This window comes from Rhodococcus sp. NJ-530 (assembly GCF_003860625.1).
GTDB lineage: Bacteria > Actinomycetota > Actinomycetes > Mycobacteriales > Mycobacteriaceae > Rhodococcus_F > Rhodococcus_F qingshengii.
In genome coordinates this window covers 1,799,056-1,818,123 of sequence record NZ_CP034152.1, presented here as the reverse complement: position 1 = coordinate 1,818,123, position 19,068 = coordinate 1,799,056, and the positions used below count along the sequence as shown (strand labels likewise).

The 19,068-nt window shown below is 61.9% G+C and carries 14 protein-coding genes and 2 pseudogenes; all 16 read right to left on the bottom strand.

From position 1 onward, the window contains the following. Positions 1–47: 47 nt before the first annotated feature. The 16 genes and pseudogenes from EHW12_RS08570 to rplA all read right to left on the bottom strand — a co-directional run bounded on the left by EHW12_RS08570 (position 48) and on the right by rplA (position 19,015). Positions 48–3,286, bottom strand: a pseudogene (locus EHW12_RS08570) (DNA-directed RNA polymerase subunit beta). A 728-nt stretch (positions 3,287–4,014) separates the two neighbouring features. Next, positions 4,015–4,863, bottom strand: a complete 849-nt coding sequence (locus EHW12_RS08565; protein WP_125050495.1) for a hypothetical protein — start codon at positions 4,861–4,863, stop codon at positions 4,015–4,017. 45 nt (positions 4,864–4,908) lie between these two features. After that, a complete protein-coding gene (locus tag EHW12_RS08560) occupies positions 4,909–5,637 on the bottom strand; it encodes a hypothetical protein (RefSeq protein ID WP_125050494.1) in 729 nt (242 codons plus the stop codon). 99 nt (positions 5,638–5,736) lie between these two features. Next, on the bottom strand, positions 5,737–6,984 hold the full coding sequence (locus EHW12_RS08555) for an MCE family protein (RefSeq protein WP_007728444.1): 1,248 nt from the start codon (positions 6,982–6,984) through the stop codon (positions 5,737–5,739). Next, positions 6,981–8,258, bottom strand: coding sequence for an MCE family protein (locus EHW12_RS08550; RefSeq protein ID WP_042453094.1), 1,278 nt, complete (start codon positions 8,256–8,258; stop codon positions 6,981–6,983). The genes EHW12_RS08555 and EHW12_RS08550 overlap by 4 nt, the downstream gene beginning before the upstream one ends. Next, positions 8,255–9,508 carry an MCE family protein gene (locus EHW12_RS08545; protein WP_003941941.1) on the bottom strand — a complete coding sequence of 418 codons (1,254 nt, stop codon included), beginning with the start codon at positions 9,506–9,508 and terminating at the stop codon, positions 8,255–8,257. Before EHW12_RS08545 ends, EHW12_RS08550 begins: the two co-directional genes overlap by 4 nt. After that, the gene (locus tag EHW12_RS08540; RefSeq protein ID WP_003942053.1) at positions 9,508–10,503 is read right to left on the bottom strand and encodes an MCE family protein; all 996 of its coding nucleotides are present in this window, start codon (positions 10,501–10,503) and stop codon (positions 9,508–9,510) included. The genes EHW12_RS08545 and EHW12_RS08540 overlap by 1 nt, the downstream gene beginning before the upstream one ends. Next, positions 10,500–11,579, bottom strand: coding sequence for an MlaD family protein (locus tag EHW12_RS08535; RefSeq protein WP_003941932.1), 1,080 nt, complete (start codon positions 11,577–11,579; stop codon positions 10,500–10,502). The genes EHW12_RS08540 and EHW12_RS08535 overlap by 4 nt, the downstream gene beginning before the upstream one ends. Further along, positions 11,576–12,937, bottom strand: a complete 1,362-nt coding sequence (locus EHW12_RS08530) for an MCE family protein (protein ID WP_003942007.1) — start codon at positions 12,935–12,937, stop codon at positions 11,576–11,578. The genes EHW12_RS08535 and EHW12_RS08530 overlap by 4 nt, the downstream gene beginning before the upstream one ends. Further along, positions 12,934–13,794, bottom strand: coding sequence for an ABC transporter permease (locus EHW12_RS08525; RefSeq protein WP_003941894.1), 861 nt, complete (start codon positions 13,792–13,794; stop codon positions 12,934–12,936). The genes EHW12_RS08530 and EHW12_RS08525 overlap by 4 nt, the downstream gene beginning before the upstream one ends. Before the next feature lie 5 nt (positions 13,795–13,799). Further along, entirely contained in the window at positions 13,800–14,594 is a 795-nt protein-coding gene (locus EHW12_RS08520) for an ABC transporter permease (RefSeq protein WP_003942038.1), read from the bottom strand. A 9-nt stretch (positions 14,595–14,603) separates the two neighbouring features. Further along, positions 14,604–15,725: an ABC transporter ATP-binding protein gene (locus EHW12_RS08515; RefSeq protein WP_024487305.1), complete on the bottom strand. Its 1,122-nt coding sequence runs from the start codon at positions 15,723–15,725 to the stop codon at positions 14,604–14,606. Between the two features lie 259 nt (positions 15,726–15,984). Then, positions 15,985–16,371 carry a 50S ribosomal protein L7/L12 gene (rplL, locus tag EHW12_RS08510; protein WP_003941857.1) on the bottom strand — a complete coding sequence of 129 codons (387 nt, stop codon included), beginning with the start codon at positions 16,369–16,371 and terminating at the stop codon, positions 15,985–15,987. A gap of 78 nt (positions 16,372–16,449) precedes the next feature. Beyond that, complete coding sequence (rplJ, locus tag EHW12_RS08505; protein WP_003942074.1) at positions 16,450–17,034, bottom strand: 50S ribosomal protein L10; 585 nt, start codon at positions 17,032–17,034, stop codon at positions 16,450–16,452. Positions 17,035–17,453: 419 nt separating this feature from the next. Further along, positions 17,454–18,144: pseudogene (locus EHW12_RS08500) on the bottom strand (hypothetical protein). 151 nt (positions 18,145–18,295) lie between these two features. After that, positions 18,296–19,015: a 50S ribosomal protein L1 gene (gene rplA, locus EHW12_RS08495; RefSeq protein ID WP_003941982.1), complete on the bottom strand. Its 720-nt coding sequence runs from the start codon at positions 19,013–19,015 to the stop codon at positions 18,296–18,298. Positions 19,016–19,068 lie beyond the last annotated feature (53 nt).

Here is a 19,068-nt window from a genome sequence, read left to right as displayed (position 1 = left end):
ACTACGCCCCCGGGCCGCTCTTTCAAGAGCAACCCGGGGACCGAAACCTAGTTCGCGAGGTCGTCGACCGTCGCAGCTTCGTTCCTGGACAGGTTGATGCCCAGGTTCGCTGCGGCCCGCTCCAAGTCCTCGTCGTCGCCGTCCGCCATCGTGATGGCCGCGCCGTCCGAGGACAGCACCTCCACATTGAGGCAGAGCGACTGGAGCTCCTTGAGGAGCACCTTGAACGACTCGGGGATGCCGGGTTCGGGGATGTTCTCGCCCTTGACGATGGCTTCGTACACCTTGACTCGACCGACCACGTCGTCCGACTTGATGGTCAGCAGTTCCTGCAGCGTGTAAGCCGCGCCGTAGGCCTGCATCGCCCAGCACTCCATCTCACCGAAGCGCTGGCCACCGAACTGGGCCTTACCACCGAGAGGCTGCTGCGTGATCATCGAGTACGGACCGGTCGAACGAGCGTGGATCTTGTCGTCGACCAAGTGGTGCAGCTTGATGATGTACATGTAACCGACCGAGACCGGGTACGGGAACGGCTCGCCGGAGCGGCCGTCGAACAAGGCGGCCTTTCCGTCGGGTCCGACCATCTGCTCGCCGTCACGGTTCGGCAGCGTCGCGCCGAGGAGACCGGTGAGCTCGTCTTCCTTCGCACCGTCGAACACCGGGGTGGCGATGTTCGAGTCGGCCGGAGCGGACAGCATCTCTTCCGGCAGGGTCGCAGCCCAGTCGGGACGAGAGCCGTCGGACGCGATCTGAACGTTCCAGCCGGTCTTGCCGATCCACCCGAGGTGGGTCTCCAAGACCTGACCGATGTTCATACGACGCGGGACGCCGTGCGTGTTCAAGATGATGTCGACAGGCGTGCCGTCCGAGAGGAACGGCATGTCTTCCTGCGGCAGGATCTTGCCGATGACGCCCTTGTTACCGTGGCGGCCGGCGAGCTTGTCGCCGTCCTGGATCTTGCGCTTCTGTGCCACGTAGACGCGGACCAGCTCGTTGACACCGGGAGGCAGATCGTCGTCTTCGTCACGCGAGAACACGCGGATTCCGATGACCTTGCCGGTCTCACCGTGAGGAACCTTGAGGGACGTGTCACGAACCTCGCGAGCCTTCTCACCGAAGATGGCGCGAAGGAGGCGCTCTTCGGGGGTCAGCTCGGTCTCGCCCTTCGGCGTGACCTTTCCGACCAGCACGTCGCCGTCACGAACCTCGGCACCGATACGGATGATGCCGCGCTCGTCGAGGTCGGCGAGGACCTCGTCGGAGACGTTCGGGATGTCGCGAGTGATTTCCTCGGCACCGAGCTTGGTGTCGCGGGCATCGATCTCGTGCTCCTCGATGTGAATCGAGGTCAGGACGTCCTCTTCCACGAGACGCTGCGACAGAATGATCGCGTCCTCGTAGTTGTGGCCTTCCCACGGCATGATCGCGACGAGCAAGTTCTTGCCCAGCGCCATCTCACCGTTCTCGGTGCAAGGACCGTCGGCCAGAACCTGGCCGGCCTCGACACGCTGTCCCTCGTCCACGATCGGACGCTGGTTGGCGCACGTGCCCTGGTTGGAACGCGCGAACTTGCGCATCCGGTACGTCTTGCGGCTTCCGTCGTCAGCCATCACCGTGACGTAGTCCGCGGAGATCTCCTCCACGACACCGGTCTTCTCGGTGATGATGACGTCGCCGGCATCCACAGCTGCACGCAACTCCATGCCGGTACCGACGAGAGGTGCCTCGCTGCGAACCAGCGGGACAGCCTGACGCTGCATGTTCGCGCCCATCAGGGCACGGTTTGCATCGTCGTGCTCGAGGAACGGAATCATCGCGGTTGCGACGGACACCATCTGACGCGGCGAAACGTCCATGTAGTCGATGTCGGAGGACGCGACGAACTCGACCTCGCCACCCTTACGGCGGACGAGAATCTTCGAGTCGGTGAAGCGACCCTCGCGGTCGATGGCCGAGTTGGCCTGCGCGACTACGTGGCGGTCTTCTTCGTCAGCGGTCAGGTAGTCGACCTCGTCGGTCACCTGTCCGTCGACGACGCGACGGTACGGGGTCTCGATGAAACCGAACGGGTTGACGCGGGCGTAGACCGACAGCGAACCGATCAGGCCGATGTTCGGGCCTTCCGGGGTCTCGATCGGGCACATGCGGCCGTAGTGCGACGGGTGAACGTCGCGAACCTCGAGGCCGGCGCGCTCACGGGACAGACCACCCGGGCCCAGGGCGGACAGACGACGCTTGTGCGTCAGCCCCGACAGCGGGTTGTTCTGGTCCATGAACTGCGACAGCTGGGAGGTTCCGAAGAACTCCCTGATCGCAGCGACGACGGGACGGATGTTGATCAGCGTCTGAGGCGTGATTGCCTCGACGTCCTGCGTGGTCATGCGCTCACGAACCACACGCTCCATGCGGGACAGGCCCACGCGGATCTGGTTCTGGATGAGCTCGCCGACGGTACGCAGACGACGGTTGCCGAAGTGGTCGATGTCGTCGACCTCGACGGGAACCTCGACGCCGCCCGGAGCCGTCATCGAGGTGTCACCTGCGTGCAGACGCACGAGGTACTCGACGGTGGCGACGATGTCTTCTTCGGTGAGCGTGGATGCAACGATCGGCTGACCCGCGTTCAGGCCGAGCTTCTTGTTGATCTTGTAACGACCCACGCGAGCGAGGTCGTAGCGCTTGTCCTTGAAGAACAGGTTCTCCAGCAGGGTCTGCGCGCTCTCCTTGGTGGGGGCTCGCCCGGACGCAGCTTGCGGTAGATGTCGAGCAACGCCTCATCGGTGCCGGCGGTGTTGTCCTTCTCCAGCGTGGCCATGAGGATCTCGGAGAAGCCGAAGCGCTCCGTGATCTGCTCGGTGGTCCAGCCGAGTGCCTTGAGCAGGACGGTGACAGGCTGACGACGCTTGCGGTCGATACGGACACCAACGGTGTCGCGCTTGTCGACGTCGAACTCGAGCCATGCGCCGCGACCCGGGATCACCTTGACGCTGTGCAGATCCTTCTCGGTGCTCTTGTCGACGCTCATGTCGAAGTACACACCGGGGGAACGCACGAGCTGCGAGACGACCACACGCTCGGTGCCGTTGATGATGAAGGTGCCCTTGTCGGTCATCATCGGGAAATCTCCCATGAAGACCGTCTGGCTCTTGATCTCACCAGTGTTGTTGTTGATGAACTCCGCGGTGACGAACAACGGCGCCGCGTAGGTCATGTCCTTGTCTTTGCACTCGTCCGTCGAGGCCTTGACCTCGTCGAATCGAGGGTCGGAGAAGGACAGCGACATAGTGCCGTTGAAATCCTCGATCGGAGAAAGCTCCGCGAGGATGTCCTCGAGACCACCGGACACTGCATTGTCGCCGAGTGCCGCTGCTCGTTCACGCCAACTCTGCGCGCCGATCAGCCACTCGAACGAATCTGTCTGTACGTCAAGAAGCCCGGGAACTTCGAGGGGTTCGCGAACTTTCGCGAACGAAACCCTCTTCGGGGCTCCGGGGATTCCGGAAACTGCCTTGGTCTGGCTAGAGACTGCCAAGATGCGTCCTTCCAGCACCTCACGCGGGCCGCTCCGTGCTGTTGCGACCGCCGCTGTATCTGCTTCGAATTTCGCTGGTTACAACCCGAACGAAACCCGTCGCAGAAAGCAAGAAGTACTTGACTTCGCAGCGGTTGAGACGAGGGGTGGACAGGAGGCAGCCAGCGCAACGTCCAAAAGTACACCCTTACTCTGGAAATGTCGAGTCGGGTGTAACTGAGGGTCGAATTCAGATACTGACGTGAGACTGCCGATCACTCGTCCGTGCATGTTCACCGATCAGAGTGGACCTTGCGGACCGCTCCGTCAAGGGCGAGAGCGCGTGTCGCAGCATTCGAACATTCGTGACGCGCATTCGAACACTGCCACCGGGAGTGTAGCCAGCAACGGCGTCACATACGAAAAATCTGGACCGACATCGTGCGTCGATCCAGATCTTCGCGCTGGTGCGCAGGTGCTACTGGTCGCGAATCTCCGAGCTACTGGTCGCGAATCTCCGAGATCAGCCAGTTTCCGTCCTGCTTCTCCAGACTCACGATGACCATTCCGGAGCGAGAGTCTGCCGCCACGCCGTTCTGCGTCGAGCTGACGTTCAGTTGGGCGAGCAACTGCGCCCGGTCCTTCTCGAGCCGTGTGATCCCGATCAGCGGGACATCAGCGGTCGTTGCCGTCTGGGTTTGTTCGACGCCGGCCTTCTGCGTGTCCTTGTACTGCGTCAGCTGATCGCGCATCGACTGGTTCAGGCCCTGGACACCCTTGTCGAAATCGGCGTCGAAGGTGTCGGGAGAAAACGTGAAGACTGCAGCCAACGCCGACGGCGTCACACGAAGAACTTCAGCCGTGGCGCCTTCGTCCACCCAGGCGATGTCGTCCGTCTTCGCGCCGACTTTGAAGAAGGCGATGCCGGCGAGGATCGCGACGATGACCGCTGCGGCCCCCAGGATCGCGACCAGGCGCCAACCGGCCTTGGATTGTGTAGGTGTTGTCGCCGACTCCCCCGCGCCCGTCTCCGGGGTAGCAGGGGCCTGGGGCTCGTCTGCGACGGTTTTCGCCGGTTTGGTCAGATCGGGGCCCGGTGTGGATTCCGGAGCGTCGGTTTCCGTCTTCGGCGGCTCGATTTCTCCGGACTCGGCCTTCGTGAGCGTCGGCTTCGCAACCTCCGGCTTCACAGCCTCCTGTGTTTCTTCTTCCGGCTGTTCGATCGTGGGCTCGACCGGATCCGAATCGGACGTCCCCGCGGGGACGTTGAGCGAGCGAGCGCTTCCCGCGATCTTCGGCCGACGGTTCTGCGGGGAGGACGGTCCGCCGGTACGACGTTTGGGTGGCATTACGCGCTTCTCCTTCGAGGGATGTCGGTGTGCAGGTTCGACGAACTACTGGCCACCGGAATCACCACCCTCGGTTGTCGGTGCGGGAGCACCGGAGGCAGGTGCCTCGGTCCCCGAACCGGGTGCGGGCGTTGCGTCAGGAGCAGGCGTGGAGCCGTCGGTGGCCGGCAGGGTGCCGGAGCCGAGATCGAGCCGAGAGCCGATCGGATCAGCCGACTGAGCCTTCCAGACCCCGTCGACCTCGACCATGCCCAGCCGCATGCCGAGCTGATTCTTGACGAACTGGTTGCCCTGGGTCGTGGTGACTCGAACGAGGACCAGTGCCGTGGCGGTCCGGTCATCGGTATTGAGCTCGGTCAGCGCGGACTGAACGACTTCGGTGTCAGCCTTCGAGCCCGAGTTACGCAACTCGTCGGTGATGGAATCCTGAACGGTCTGCAGATACGCCGTCATCTCGTCACCGGTCACCGAAGAACGCATGTTCTCGATCGACTGGTCGAGATTGGCCGAATCCGCGTTGTTGAGGTTGATCGCGACTTGCTGCGCACCGATAAGCGCGTCGTCACGCATCTCGGCGGTGGTGCGGTCGGTGGTGAGCGCCCGAACGTACGGGACGCCGAACACACCGAGCGCAACCACTGCCGCCAGAAGCAAGACACCGACCGCAATCAGAGACGCTGTCAGCCCCTTCGGTCTACCGGTTGTCGGCGCTCCCGATTCGACTTGCTCGGGCCCGCCGGACTGCGGGGAACTGTTTCTCTGAATCACACTCACTACCCTACTTACCTGTTTTGCCCAGCCTCTGGCCGCGAATCGTCAACTGCCACAACTCAGTAGCCTGAACTGCACAAACTCGACCACATTCGGATCGGTCTACTTCGGTGTCACTCCGAGCAACGGCGCCAACTGCGTCGCGATCGGGTTGAGGTTCAACTTGTCCGGATCGACCTTCGGCTTGAAGTCCCAAGGCTGGATCGTGTCGGGATCGGCGTACACCACGCGGTTGGCACTGCGGACGCCCGTCTCGCTGCCCAGCGGCGTCTCACACGACGCGGCGGTGTTGAGCGGGAAGTCCTGCTGGGTGTCGTCGAAATTGGGATTCTGACGCTTCATCTCGTCCAGGATCGCCATGGTGCCTTCGTAACCCACCGTGCACGAGAGCGGATTGTTGGTCTCCAGCACCAAGCCCTGATGGACCGTTCCGTCGCCGGGAGCAACCGTCGGTGCGGCAGCGGCCAGGCCGGGAAGGAAGATCAGGAACGGCTGCAGCGCGATCGTTCGCGGCGCAAGCGTCTCGGTGGTCGCGGCAAGATTGGTCAGGTCAGTCGTCAGGCTCGGGCCCGCCTCGTTGATGAGGGCACCGATCTGATCGCTGGCCGGGATGCCGTTGTCGATCAAGCGACGGATGTCCGGATCGCTGGTCCGCAACTGCGCCGTGACAGCATCGAGATCGGTACTGAACTGCTTGATCGCGGAGGACTGATCCGACTGCGTCGTCAATACCGTCTCACTGTTCCGAATCAGCGCGAGCGTCTGAGGCAGAGTGTCGAGCCCGGACTGCGAGAGGCCGGACAGCGAATCGGCCAGGACCTGAATGTCCTCGCCCTTGCCGTTGAACGCTGCACCGAGTTCGACGGCGACGGTGTGGAGCGCGTCGACGGGCACGGACTTGACCAAGCCGTTGGCACTGGTCAGCACATCCTCGATCGGGATCGGAGTTGTGGTGTCCCCCACCGCGATCACCGAGCCGTCCTCGAGAAACGGTCCCTGGTCGGTATCGGGCTGAAGGTCGACGTACTGCTCACCGATGGCGGAGCGGTTGGCCACGACGGCACGGGCCGACGCGGGAATCTCCGGAGCACTGTTGTCGATCTTCAGGTCGACCTGAATTCCGTCCTCGGTCAACGACATGTCGCCCACTCGCCCGACCGGCACGCCGCGATACGTCACCTCGGCGTTGGTGAAAATTCCACCGGACGTGGCCAATTCGGTCTTGACCGTGTACTGACCGAACCCCATGAGGTTGTCCAGGCGCACGTACTTGGCGCCGACGTAGATGAGACCCAGGAGCGCAACCACGACAAAGCCGACGAGCTGCCATCTGACCAGAGCTGATCTCACTGTCCATCACCGCCGATTCCGAACTGTTCCAGCATTCCCTGGATGGGGTTGAGTGGGTTCGCCGCGGGCGCCGGCGTTGCCGGGTCACCCGCTGTTGTGGCGGGAAGGCCGGCGACAACGGGAACCTGCGGCAGGATCGGAGCGATCGGCAGCAGTGACACTGTCGGCCAGCCCGGTCGCGGTCCGTTGCCGTTGTAGTACGGGTTGGAGGGGTCGACCACCGGCTTGGGATTGCCGAACTTGGGCTGGCGGTATTCCGGTTCTCCCTGCCCGACACCGAGACCCGAGAGTGTATTGCCGATCTGCAGGTCGACACTCAGGAAGAGGTTGACGGAACCACCCTGTGCAATCTTCTCGACACCGTCCGGGAACGGGAACGTCGGAAGGAACGGAAGTGCCCCCACGAAGTCGTCACCGGAGTCTGCGAGCGCCTGCAGCGTCGGACGCAGAGCCTGAAGATCAGCGATCAGATCGTCCTTGGACTGTGTGAGGACGTCGGTTCCCACTGTTCCGAGTCGATCCACCTGAGCGAGCATCTGCGTCAGCTGCGGACGCTGCTCGTTGAGAACCTGTGTCGCAACGGGGAGTTCCTCGAGAATCTTCCCGATCTTCTCGTTCTGATCGTTGACGCGAGTCGAGAGCACATCCAGGCCGTCGAGCGCGCGTGTGATGTCGTCACGCTGCTCGTTGAGTCCACCGATGAGTGTGTTCGCCTGCTCCAGAAGACTTCTCGTCTTGCCTTCGCGACCGTCGAACGCGGCACCGAGTTCTTCGACGATGGGCTGCAACTGGCCCACACCGCCGCCATTGAGCAGCAGCGACAATGCGCCGAGAACCTGCTCGATCTCCGTGGCGTGGCGAGTGCGATCCAGCGGAATGAGATCACCGTCGGCCAGCTTCGTAGAGTCCGGTCCGGACGGCGGGGCCGACAGCTGGATGAACTTCTCGCCGAGCAGGTTGGTCTGCTCGACCGCGGCAATTGCGTTGGCGGGCAGATCAACCGACGAGTCGAGGATAATGCCGACATCCGCGGTCCATCCGTCCGGTCCGACCGACACGTCGTCGACGCGACCGACGGGAACGCCGTCGACCTTCACAGCGGACTGCGGAACCAAGTCGAGCACGTCGTCGAACTGAATGGTCAAGTGCATCGGATCGGAACCCACATCAGGACCGCCGGGAAGCGGGACAGCGTAGATCCCCTCGGACGAGCAGGCGGTTGCCGAGATCAGGACGGCGCACAATCCGGCGCCGACTATCAATGAACGCTTCACTCGCCCTCCCCGTTTCCACTGGTCAGTCGCGGTGACACGACGCCGGGCACAGTGCCCGGAACTACCTGCATCTGTCGTTCGGAACCGGCAAGGATGCCGAAGGGAAGGTTCAGGCCTGCAGCCTGATTGGCTGCGTCGGTCATCGCTGCGACGTTTGCGCACTGGTCGATAGCCGGTTGCATCTGCCTTCCCAATGCCTCGAACCGCGGATCACCGGGCAACAGCTTGCCGAGGTCCATCAACTTGCAGAGCACGCCGGCCGGGTTCTGAAGATCAGGGAACGCCAGACGTGAAGCCAGCACACCTGATTCGGCGTCGTACGAGTTGACCAAGTTGGAGATCGCCAGCGGAAGCATGGTGAGCGTGTTGGCCAGTGCTTCCTTGTTGTTCGCCAATGTCTGTGTCGGTTCGACGAGACCTTCGGTTGTCTGGACCAGTTGATCGCGGTTGTCGGCCACGAACTTCGCGACGTCGCCGAGCGCAATCGAGAGCTGGTTCAGAGCGGCACCGAGATCGTCGCGCTCACCTGCCAGGAATCCGGTCAGGTCCGACAACTGCGTGTTGAACTGGCGCACCTGCTGATCGTTGGCCGCGAGAGCGCCCACAAAAGTATCCAGGTTCTTGATGGTGAGCGAGATGTTGTCACGCGAATCGTTGAGCGTCCGTGCGGCATCCGAGAGGTTGGTGATGCTGTCTCCCAACGCTTCACCGTTGCCCTCGAGGTTGGCCGCACCTGTCTCGACGAAATCGGACAGTGCTCCGTTCTTGTTGGCACCTTCAGGACCGAGAGCCGACGCGAGTTCGTCGATGCTGGAGTACAACTGGTCGACCTCGACAGGCGTCGCCGTCTTCTCGATCGGAATTACTGCACCGCTGGCCATCTTGTCGCCGCCGGTGAAGACCGGTGTCAGCTGGATGTAGCGGTCGGCAACCACCGACGGCGTGATCTGAGCGGCACTGGCACCCGCGGGAATGTCGATCCCACGATCGACACGCAGCTCGACCTTGACCTGATCTCCCTGGGGTTCGACGGATTCGACGGTGCCGACCTTGACACCGAGGACACGAACGTCGGAACCGTCGTAGATACCCACCGACTTGTCGAAGTAGGCGGTGATCTTGGTGGTACCGGCGCGAGTGAACACCCACCACAGCGCGCCACCGATTACGAGTAACCCGATCAGAACAGCGGCGATGATCGCGACCGAGCGCTTCTTGGAGCCGCTTCCGGCTTCGGCAGTATCAGCCATCAGTTGCCTCCCAACGTACGAACGGGGTCACGGTAGCCCGGAATGTCCGGCAGACCCGGCGGAAGGAGGTTCACGACGACCTGGTCGAACCAACGGCCGTTGCCGACCACGTTGGCGTACAAGCGAATGAAGGGTTCGTAGAGCTTCAGTGCCTTGTCCAAGTTCTCGTTGTTGGCCTTCAAGATGTCGATGACGCCGTTGAGCTGCGTCAGCGCCGGCCCGATTGCCGCCTCGTTGTCACGAACGAGACCGGTGAGCTGCTGAGAGACGCGCTGAGTTCCGGTGAGCAGCTGCGAAATCGCTTGCTGGCGATTGTTGAGTTCCTGCACCAAAAGTCCGCCGTCACGGATCAGCTGGGTGAATTCCTTGTTGCGGTCAGCAAGAATCTGCGACGTCTTCCCGGTGGCGGCGAAGAGCTTCTGCAAGTCCTGATCGCGGCTCGCGATCGTCTGCGACAGCCGACTGACGCCGTCGAGCGAAGCGCGGACATCGCCAGGTGTCTCGGAGAATGCCTGGGACAACGTCTCCATGCTCTTCGCCAACTGGTCGGTGTCGATGTCGCCGACTGTGTCTGCCGCGGCCGAGAAGGCCTGAACGACGTCGTACGGAGAGGTGGTGCGCTCGAGCGGAATCCGATCCTTGGGATCGAGGTTGTCGGTTCCGCGCGGATCTAGGGCGAGGTACTTCTGTCCCAGAATGGTCTTGATCTGAATGGACGCAGAGGTTTGATCTCCCACCCACGCGTCACTGACCTTGAAGTCGACGAGAACACGGTCACCGTCGAGATCGACGGAAGTGACCTTGCCGACCTTCACGCCGGCGATACGAACCTCGTTACCAGGCTTGAGACCCGCGGCTTCGGAGAACTCGGCGGAGTAGGACGAGCCTGCTCCCACGAACGGAAGCGAATCGAGGAAGAACGCGGACAAAGTGGCCAGCAGCACCACGAAGATACCGATGGCTCCGGCCATTGCCGGACTGCGACGTTTACTCATCGACCTTGCAACTCCCTCATACCGTCTTGAGTGCATCGCGTGGCCGCGTTGGTGTAAATCGGCTGATTGACCGTCGGCAGGCCGGTGGGCAGATTCAGCGACGCAGACTGTCCTGGACCGGCAACGATGTCGATTCCGCACAGATAGAACTGGAACCAGGAACCGTAGCTCGCTACGCGTGCGAGCTTCTCGAGCTTGACCGGCAAGGTCTCGAGCACCGCGTTGACGTCGTCACTCCGACGATTGAGTGTGGTCGCCAGCGTGTTGAGTGCCGTGATCGAGCCCTGAATCGACGGCCGCGTCGGCTCGAGCAAGTCTGCCGTCGCGTCGGTCAGGCCTGCGAGTGAGGTGACGGCCGAACCGACCACCCCACGCTCGTTGGCCAACCCGGTGACGAGTTGCTGGGTGTTGACGATCAGTGAATCGAGGTTCTTGTCGTTCGCGTTGACGGTGTCGAGAACGTCGTTGAGGTTCTTGATCACCGCGCCGATGACCGCGTCCTTGTCCGCGACGGTGTTGGTCAGGCTCGCGGTGTTGCGCACGAGCTCACTGATGGTGCCCGATTCGCCTTGGAAGACCTGGATGATCTGGTACGACAGCTTGTTGACGTCGTCCGCGCTCAGGGTGGTGAACAGCGGCTTGAAGCCGTTGAAGAGTGTCGTGAGGTTGACTGCCGGGCGCGTCTGAGACAGCGGCAGGGTATCGCCGCCGGTGATCTTCTTGCCTTGGCTGCCTTCACCTTGCGAGAGCGAGATGTACCGCTGCCCCACCAGGTTGCGGAACCGGATGGTGGCGATGGAACTGGCCGGCAACCAATCACGGTCGGATACCGAGAACTGGACCTCGGCCTGGTTGTCGTTGACGATGGCAATCTTCTCGACCTGGCCGACACGAACACCGGCAATGCGAACCTCGTCGCCCTCGTTCAACGAAGTGACGTCGGAGAAGACTGCGTTGAACTTGGTGCCGCCACCGCCGCCGAGGTTGGCGATACTGGCTGCCAGCAGTCCTGTCGCCAGGACCGTCACCACAACGAAGATGATGAGCTTTGTCAGCGGAGCTGCGAGTCCTCTCATTGGACGCTCACCTCCGCACCTGCGAATGCCGGAGCGCTGACCATCGTGGTCCACGCCGGAACATCGTCCGGCGCAACACCGTTGGCCTGTCCGTAGATCACCTTCAACGTATCCTCTTCGAGTTTCGAGCCCGCGTAGCCGGCCTGCTGAGCCGGACCGCTGTTGTTGGTCGAGAACAACTGAGGTCCGGAGCCCTCGGGTGCAGGCAGGAATTCCATGGTGGCGGGACCTGGATTGCGGGAAGGAACCTGGTAGGAACCGTCACCGTACGAACCGCCGGGGTACTGCGGGAACGGACGGCCGGGCTCGGTGACGTTGTCGTAGCAAACCGGGCCGCGGTTGTCGACGAGCCGTGGCTCGTCTTGGTTGGGCAGGTAGCGACCCTTGGGGTTCACGATCTGAATACTCGCACGCACACCAGGATTGGGCGCGTCGGTGGACAGGATCTTGGCAGCTTCCGGAGCGGTGTCCGAGAAGCCCTTGAACGTGCACCCGAAGGTCGGAGAGTACTGGGCCAGAAGCTGGAGAGCTTCCTTCGAATCCGCAGCGAGCGTGATGATCGAGGACGAGTTCGCTTCGAGGAAGGCTGCGGTGTCCGACGATGTCACGGTGAGCGACGCCAGCAGTGTCCGCAACTGGTCCTGCTTCTGCACCACCGTGTTACCCGTGGTCCGCAGATTGTCGAGAGCGTTGATCAGATCGGGCGCAGCGTCCGAGTACGTCTGGGAGAAGTCCGCGAACTTGCGCAGATCCTCTTGCACCGCGGGCAGTTCGGTATTGACGCCGCGGAAGATCTCCTCGAGACGATCGACCGTCAGACCGAGCTCGGCGCCGCGTCCCGTCAGACCCTGCGCGAGAGAACCGAGAGTGTTCGCCAGATCCTGCGGCGGAATCGCCTGCAGAAGTGGGAGCAGTCCGTCCAGAACGTCGCCGACCTCGACAGCATTGCCGCTCTTGTCCTGGTGGATCACCGTTCCCGCGGAAATCGGGGTCGCGGTGGTTCCCTCCGGAATGATCAGGGAGACGTAGCGCTCACCGAAAAGCGTCTTCGGGAGCAGACGCGCCGTGACGTTGGACGGAATGAGATCAGCCTTGTCCGGCTCGATCGCGAGGACCGAGGTGACCTGGCCGTCTTTCGTCGACGCGGATCGCACCTCGCCGACCAGCAGCCCACGGACCTTGACGTCCGCGTTGGGTGGCAACGCATTTCCGACTGTGTCGGTCACGAGGTCGATCTTCACGACGTCCTTGAACGTCTTGTTGAAGGTTCCGATGGTGAAGGCCAGGAACAATGCCAACACCACGAAGAACACGAGTCCGAGCACACGGCGGCGCAGGACTGACGGAGCCTCGATCATCCGGCCACCCTCACTGTCGTCGTGGTGCCCCAGATTGCGAGGCTGAGGAAGAAGTCGAGAACGGCGATCGTCACGATTGCGGCGCGAACAGCGCGGCCGACGGCCACGCCGACACCTGCGGGACCACCTGAGGCATGGAACCCGTAGTAGCAGTGGATCAGGATCAGCACGAAGGCGAATACCAGGACTTTCGCAAACGAATACAGCACGTCCTGCGGTGGCAGGAACAGGTTGAAGTAGTGGTCGTAGGAACCCGTCGACTGCCCGTTGAAGACCGTGCTGATCACTCTCGAGGCGAGGTACGCCGCAAGCAGACCCACGATGTACAGCGGGATGACGGCGACGAAGCCGGCGATCATGCGCGTCGTGACCAGGAACGGCACCGACGGAACTGCCATGACCTCGAGCGCGTCGATCTCTTCGGAGATACGCATGGCACCGAGTTGGGCGGTGAAGCCACAACCAACCGTGGCCGAGAGCGCAAGAGCCGCAACGATCGGAGCGATCTCACGGGTGTTGACGTATGCGGAGAGGAAGCCGGTCAGGACCGAGCTACCCAACTGCTCCAGAGCGGCGAAGCCCTGGAGGCCGACGACGACACCGGTGAATCCGGACATCATCGCGATGACGCCGATGGTTCCGCCGATCACTGCGAGCGCACCGCTACCGAAGGTCACTTCGGCGAGTAGTCGAAGCGTCTCCTTCCGATACCGATGCAGGGTGCGCGGGGTCCACGCGATGGCGCGCGCGTAGAACGACATCTGCTCGCCCGCGCGGTCCAACGCGTTCACTGGAATTCTGGCTACTTTGCGACTCTTCAGCAGGAACTGATCGCCGCGGCCTCGTGCGATGGTCATTTAGGTCAAGATCCCTTCGCCGGCACGATCTGGAGGTACACCATCGTCAGAATCAGATTGGCGAAGAACAACAGCAGGAACGTGATGACGACGGCCTGGTTCACCGCCTCACCGACGCCCTTCGGGCCACCGGACGGGTGGAGTCCCTTGTACGCGGAGATCACACCAGCGATGACACCGAACACCGCGGCTTTGATCTCACCGCTCCAAATGTCCGGTAGCTGCGCAAAAGCTGAGAACGACGAGATGTAGGCGCCGGGGTTACCGCCCTGCAGGATCACGTTGAAGAAGTAACCACCCGCGATACCGACGACGGACACCAGTCCGTTGAGCAGAACAGCGATCAGCACCATCGCGAGTACACGCGGAACCACCAGGCGCTGAATCGGATTGATTCCGAGGACTTCCATCGCGTCGATCTCTTCGCGAATGGTTCGAGAACCGAGGTCGGCCGTCACGGCCGATCCGGCCGCACCGGCGACCAACAATGCTGTCACCAGAGGGCTACCCTGCTGGATCACCGCCAGGACGCTGGCAGCGCCGGTGAACGATTCTGCGCCCAACTGCTTGATCAGCGAACCGGTCTGCAGTGAGACGACGGCGCCGAAAGGAATGGCTACCAATGCCGTCGGCAAAATTGTCACGCTGGCGATGAACCAGGCCTGCTCGATGAACTCACGGAACTGAAATGGACGCCGGAACGTATTCCTGACGACGTCGACAAACAGTTCGACGATGTTTCCGGCCTGAGTTAATGCTCCGTTGACCGGACTCAGAACCGAGTTGCGGGTAACCCCCATCCGATATGCCTACCCTTGCCCGTGTGTCGTGTTTCCGTAGGGATCGCCCTCGTATGCAGGAATGACCTGCGTGTCTTGCGAGTTGTCGTTCCACTCCCCCTGATAGCCGCTCGCGTCGGCGTACTGGGGAGCGTACTGCCCAGTTCCGTCAACCTCGTCAAGGCTGTCCTGAATTGCCGCCTGAGCGTTAGCTGGGAGGGTGTGCATGATCTGGCGGACGCGCTCCTGGCGACGACGAACAGCCTGACGCTCCGGGTTTCCGGGGGTGGCCTTCATCTGCGGCACGATGCCCTCGACGTCGTCGACACCACCGGCGTGGTGACCGGCGTCGACGAGCGCCTGCTCGTGCGCCATCTGAGCCTCGTCCTTCTCCTCCGACATACCGATCGGACCGATCATCGTTCCGTTGAGGAACTGCTTGACGACGGGCTCGTCCGAGGTGAGCAGCACCTCACGAGGACCGAACATCACCAACTGACGACGGAAGAGCATGCCGATGTTGTCCGGCACCGTGCGTGCGAGGTTGATGTTGTGCGAGACGATCAGAATCGTCGCGTCCGACTGGGCATTGATGTCGATCAGCGTTTGGCTGATGTACGTCGTACGCACCGGATCCAGACCGGAGTCGGGCTCGTCGACGAGGATGATCTCGGGATCGAGAACGAGTGCACGCGCCAGACCGGCACGCTTGCGCATACCGCCGGAGATCTCACCGGGAAGCTTGTCCTCGGCGCCGACCAGACCCGTGAGGTCCAACTTCTCCATCACGATCTTGCGGATATCGGATTCCGACTTCTTGGTGTGCTCACGAAGCGGGAAGGCGATGTTGTCGTACAAGTTCATCGAGCCGAACAGTGCGCCGTCCTGGAAGAGAACGCCGAACAGTTTGCGGATCTCGTAGAGCTCCTTGGAGGAGCACTGCAGGATGTCCGTGCCGTCGATGACGATGGAGCCTTGTTCAGGGCGGAGCAGTCCGATCAGGGACTTCAGGAACACCGACTTACCGGTACCCGAAGGCCCGAGCAGTGCGCTGACCTCACCCGCGGGAAGTGTCAACGACACGTCCTGCCAAATCCTCTGCGACCCGAAAGACTTTGTCAGTCCTTGTACCGCTACCTCGACTCCCACCATTACCTCCGCGACGTCCGTTGCATGCATGCACCCGTGTGGGTTGGGTCACTCTATCGCATGGGAGTGGTACCCGTGACTGCGAATACTACTAACGAGTAGGGAAGAAGCATAATTCAGATCACAGCCTAGTTCGGACACCCCTCCCACCTGCATGAATTCCGGCATATCACCCGCGAAAAAAGTTCAAAAAAAGAGGGCCACTCCCCGTGGGGAGTGGCCCTCTTCGTTACTACTCGCGAAGAGCAGCGGGAAAACCGTCTTACTTGATGACGATCTTTGCGCCGGCAGCTTCGAGCTTTTCCTTGGCAGCCTCTGCGGCGTCCTTGGCAACCTTCTCGAGGATGGCCTTCGGAGCGCTCTCGACGAGATCCTTGGCTTCCTTCAGGCCGAGGCCGGAAACGACCTCACGGACGACCTTGATGACCTGGATCTTCTTGTCGCCAGCCGACTCGAGGACGACGTCGAACTCGTCCTGCTCTTCAGCAGCTTCTGCGCCGGCAGCCGGTGCGCCTGCAGCGGCGACGGCGACGGGAGCAGCAGCGGTGACCTCGAAGGTCTCCTCGAATGCCTTAACGAACTCCGAGAGCTCGAGGAGGGTGAGCTCCTTGAACTGGTCCAACAACTCTTCGGTGCTGAGCTTCGCCATTGTGGCGGTCCTTCCTGTAAGTCCCATGTCGCTGATCCGCGACCGGGCGGGGTTATAGCAGTGATGCGCGGGTGCGGATCAGCTTTCGGCTTCGGCCTCGGCCGGAGCCTCGGTGGCAGCCTCTGCGGGGGCCTCTGCGGCTCCGCCTTCTGCAGCCTTCTTCTCCTGCAGGGCAGCGGCCAGACGGGCCATCTGCGAAGCGGGAGCATTGAACAGGCCTGCGGCCTTTGCCAAGTTGCCCTTCATCGCGCCGGCAAGCTTTGCCAACAGGATTTCGCGGGATTCGAGATCCGCGATCTTGTTGACCTCTTCCACGGACAGCGCAGCGCCGTCCATGTAGCCGCCCTTGATGATGAGCGCCTTGTTGTCCTTAGCGAAGTTCTTCAGAGCCTTCGCAGCGTCGACCGGTTCGCCCTTGATGAATGCAATGGCGGTCGGACCAACGAACAGGTCATCAAGGCCCTCGATGCCAGCCTCTGCGGCGGCACGCTTGACCAGGGTGTTCTTGGCGACGGAGTAGGTGGCACCTTCTCCGAGAGCGCGTCGCAGTGTCGTGATGTTGCCAACCGAAAGGCCACGGTATTCCGTGACCACAGCGGCGGTCGAACCCTTGAACTGCTCGGTGATTTCCGCAACTGCGGAAACCTTCTCAGGCTTTGCCATACTTCGCCTCCTCTCGTGACAGTCGTTGTCCCACTCAGGAACCGCTGCACCTCATCGGGGTGAACCCGAGAAGACACAGTCCGCGACATGCAAAACGCCCCGGCGCAAGCGCACGGGGCGTACAGAGGAAACATGAAGAAGAGGCTTACGAATCAGCGTAACGATGCAAAGCGAGGCAGTGCATAACCAGGCAAACTGTAGAACCACTACATCAAGCTATCCCCCTACCTCGTTCACCTACGTGGGCCGCCGGGCACTCCCGGACTTTCAACCACACCCATCACTGAGTGCAATCACCAACGGTCTTGGGTAGAACATGATTTTGGGGTGAAGTTCATATCCAGCACTGAACTCCGCGTCGAAGACTACCTGACTGCTCGCTGCACAACCAAATCGGGTTCGTCACGCACCCGATTCCTTCAAGCACCGATAGCCCTGGCGATCTTGTGTTCGACTGCTGCCCGAGCTCGGTCCGGCAACACCAGCAGTCCATCGAGTTCCTTGTGGGCCTTCCGGTACGCACTCTGACGTTCCTGTGGCGTCGCGCCCTCGTCCATGGCCAGTCGCAGCAGACGTTGCGCCCTTACCAGGCGTTCTTGTTCGTCGAGGGTGAATCCGCTCCGTCGGCGGCGCTTCGCCTCAGCTTCCGCGATTTCGAAGGCGATCGAGTAAGCGTGCACCGCCTCGCGGTACTCGGTTTGTGCCTGCTGATTGCCGATCATCGTCTCCGGATTGCCTGGGCGAAGCAGATCGGCACGATATTTGGCTCGATGAAAATCGGCGGTCAAAGGCTCGCGCATGTCCGTCATGATCGGGGTGTCGAGCAGTGTGACCGGATCGAGTTCGTACGAGAACCATCGGGCGTCGACCGCATCGTGCTGCTCGATTGCCTTGGCCAGCTCTCGGCGCTGTGTTTTCGTCGGCGTGATGTTGTGCGTTGGCTTGCGCGATGGCGACCTTGGTCTGCTGCTTGAGCCGGAAGCGCTCTTGCCGGCGCTCGATCCGCCTTTCGTTGGCAACCGCGACACCTTTCAGCGCCCCACCGATGGTGCCGCCGAAAACGAAGATCAGCCACCAAAAGTTTCCGAGGAACTGGAACGCTTCGTGCATACCCCGATGATGCCACCGTTAGATCGATACCACCGTTGGACCGATACCACCGATGGACCGATACCACCGGCAGGGATCACACTCTCCCGAAACGGCAAGAAGGCCGGCAGGGAGTGATCCCTGCCGGCCTTCTTGTTCGTATGCGGACTGCTTACGCGTCTGCAGCATCCTCGAGGAGGTTGCGAGTACGGTTCGGATCCACCGGGATGCCCGGACCGGTGGTGGTCGAGACCGTGATCTTCTTCACGTAGCGACCCTTGGCCGACGAGGGCTTCGCACGCAGGATCTCGTCCAGGGCTGCGCCGTAGTTCTCCACCAGCTTCTCATCGTCGAACGATGCCTTGCCGATGACGAAGTGCAGGTTGGCCTGCTTGTCGACGCGGAAGTTGATCTTTCCGCCCTTGATGTCGTTGACAGCCTTGGTGACATCCGCCGTAACGGTGCCCGTCTTCGGGTTCGGCATCAGGCCACGCGGTCCGAGGACACGGGCGATGCGGCCGACCTTGGCCATCTGATCAGGAGTCGCGATTGCGGCGTCGAAATCGACCCATCCACCCTGGATGCGCTCGATCAGGTCTTCTGCACCGACTACGTCAGCGCCTGCAGCCTCGGCTTCTGCTGCCTTCTCGCCAACAGCGAACACGATGACGCGAGCGGTCTTACCGGTGCCGTGGGGCAGGTTGACCGTTCCGCGGACCATCTGGTCAGCCTTACGGGGGTCGACGCCCAGACGAACTGCAACCTCAACGGTTGCATCCATCTTGGTGGACGACGTCTCCTTGGCGAGCTTTGCAGCCTGAAGCGGGCTGTAGAGCTTGTCTGCGTCGATCTTCTCAGCGGCGGCGAGGTACGCCTTGCTGCGCTTTGCCATTTGTTCTGTCCTTACTTGTCACTGCAGCGAATTACCTGTGCAGTGGTGAATGG

Coding starts and splice junctions, on each gene's coding strand:
- rplA (WP_003941982.1), bottom strand. CDS start 19,015: ATGGCAAAGCGCAGCAAGGCGTACCTCGCCGCCGCTGAGAAGATCGAC.
- EHW12_RS08540 (WP_003942053.1), bottom strand. CDS start 10,503: ATGAGTAAACGTCGCAGTCCGGCAATGGCCGGAGCCATCGGTATCTTC.
- EHW12_RS08525 (WP_003941894.1), bottom strand. CDS start 13,794: ATGACCATCGCACGAGGCCGCGGCGATCAGTTCCTGCTGAAGAGTCGC.
- rplJ (WP_003942074.1), bottom strand. CDS start 17,034: ATGGCAAAGCCTGAGAAGGTTTCCGCAGTTGCGGAAATCACCGAGCAG.
- EHW12_RS08520 (WP_003942038.1), bottom strand. CDS start 14,594: ATGGGGGTTACCCGCAACTCGGTTCTGAGTCCGGTCAACGGAGCATTA.
- EHW12_RS08545 (WP_003941941.1), bottom strand. CDS start 9,508: ATGGCTGATACTGCCGAAGCCGGAAGCGGCTCCAAGAAGCGCTCGGTC.
- EHW12_RS08530 (WP_003942007.1), bottom strand. CDS start 12,937: ATGATCGAGGCTCCGTCAGTCCTGCGCCGCCGTGTGCTCGGACTCGTG.
- rplL (WP_003941857.1), bottom strand. CDS start 16,371: ATGGCGAAGCTCAGCACCGAAGAGTTGTTGGACCAGTTCAAGGAGCTC.
- EHW12_RS08535 (WP_003941932.1), bottom strand. CDS start 11,579: ATGAGAGGACTCGCAGCTCCGCTGACAAAGCTCATCATCTTCGTTGTG.
- EHW12_RS08565 (WP_125050495.1), bottom strand. CDS start 4,863: ATGCCACCCAAACGTCGTACCGGCGGACCGTCCTCCCCGCAGAACCGT.
- EHW12_RS08515 (WP_024487305.1), bottom strand. CDS start 15,725: ATGGTGGGAGTCGAGGTAGCGGTACAAGGACTGACAAAGTCTTTCGGG.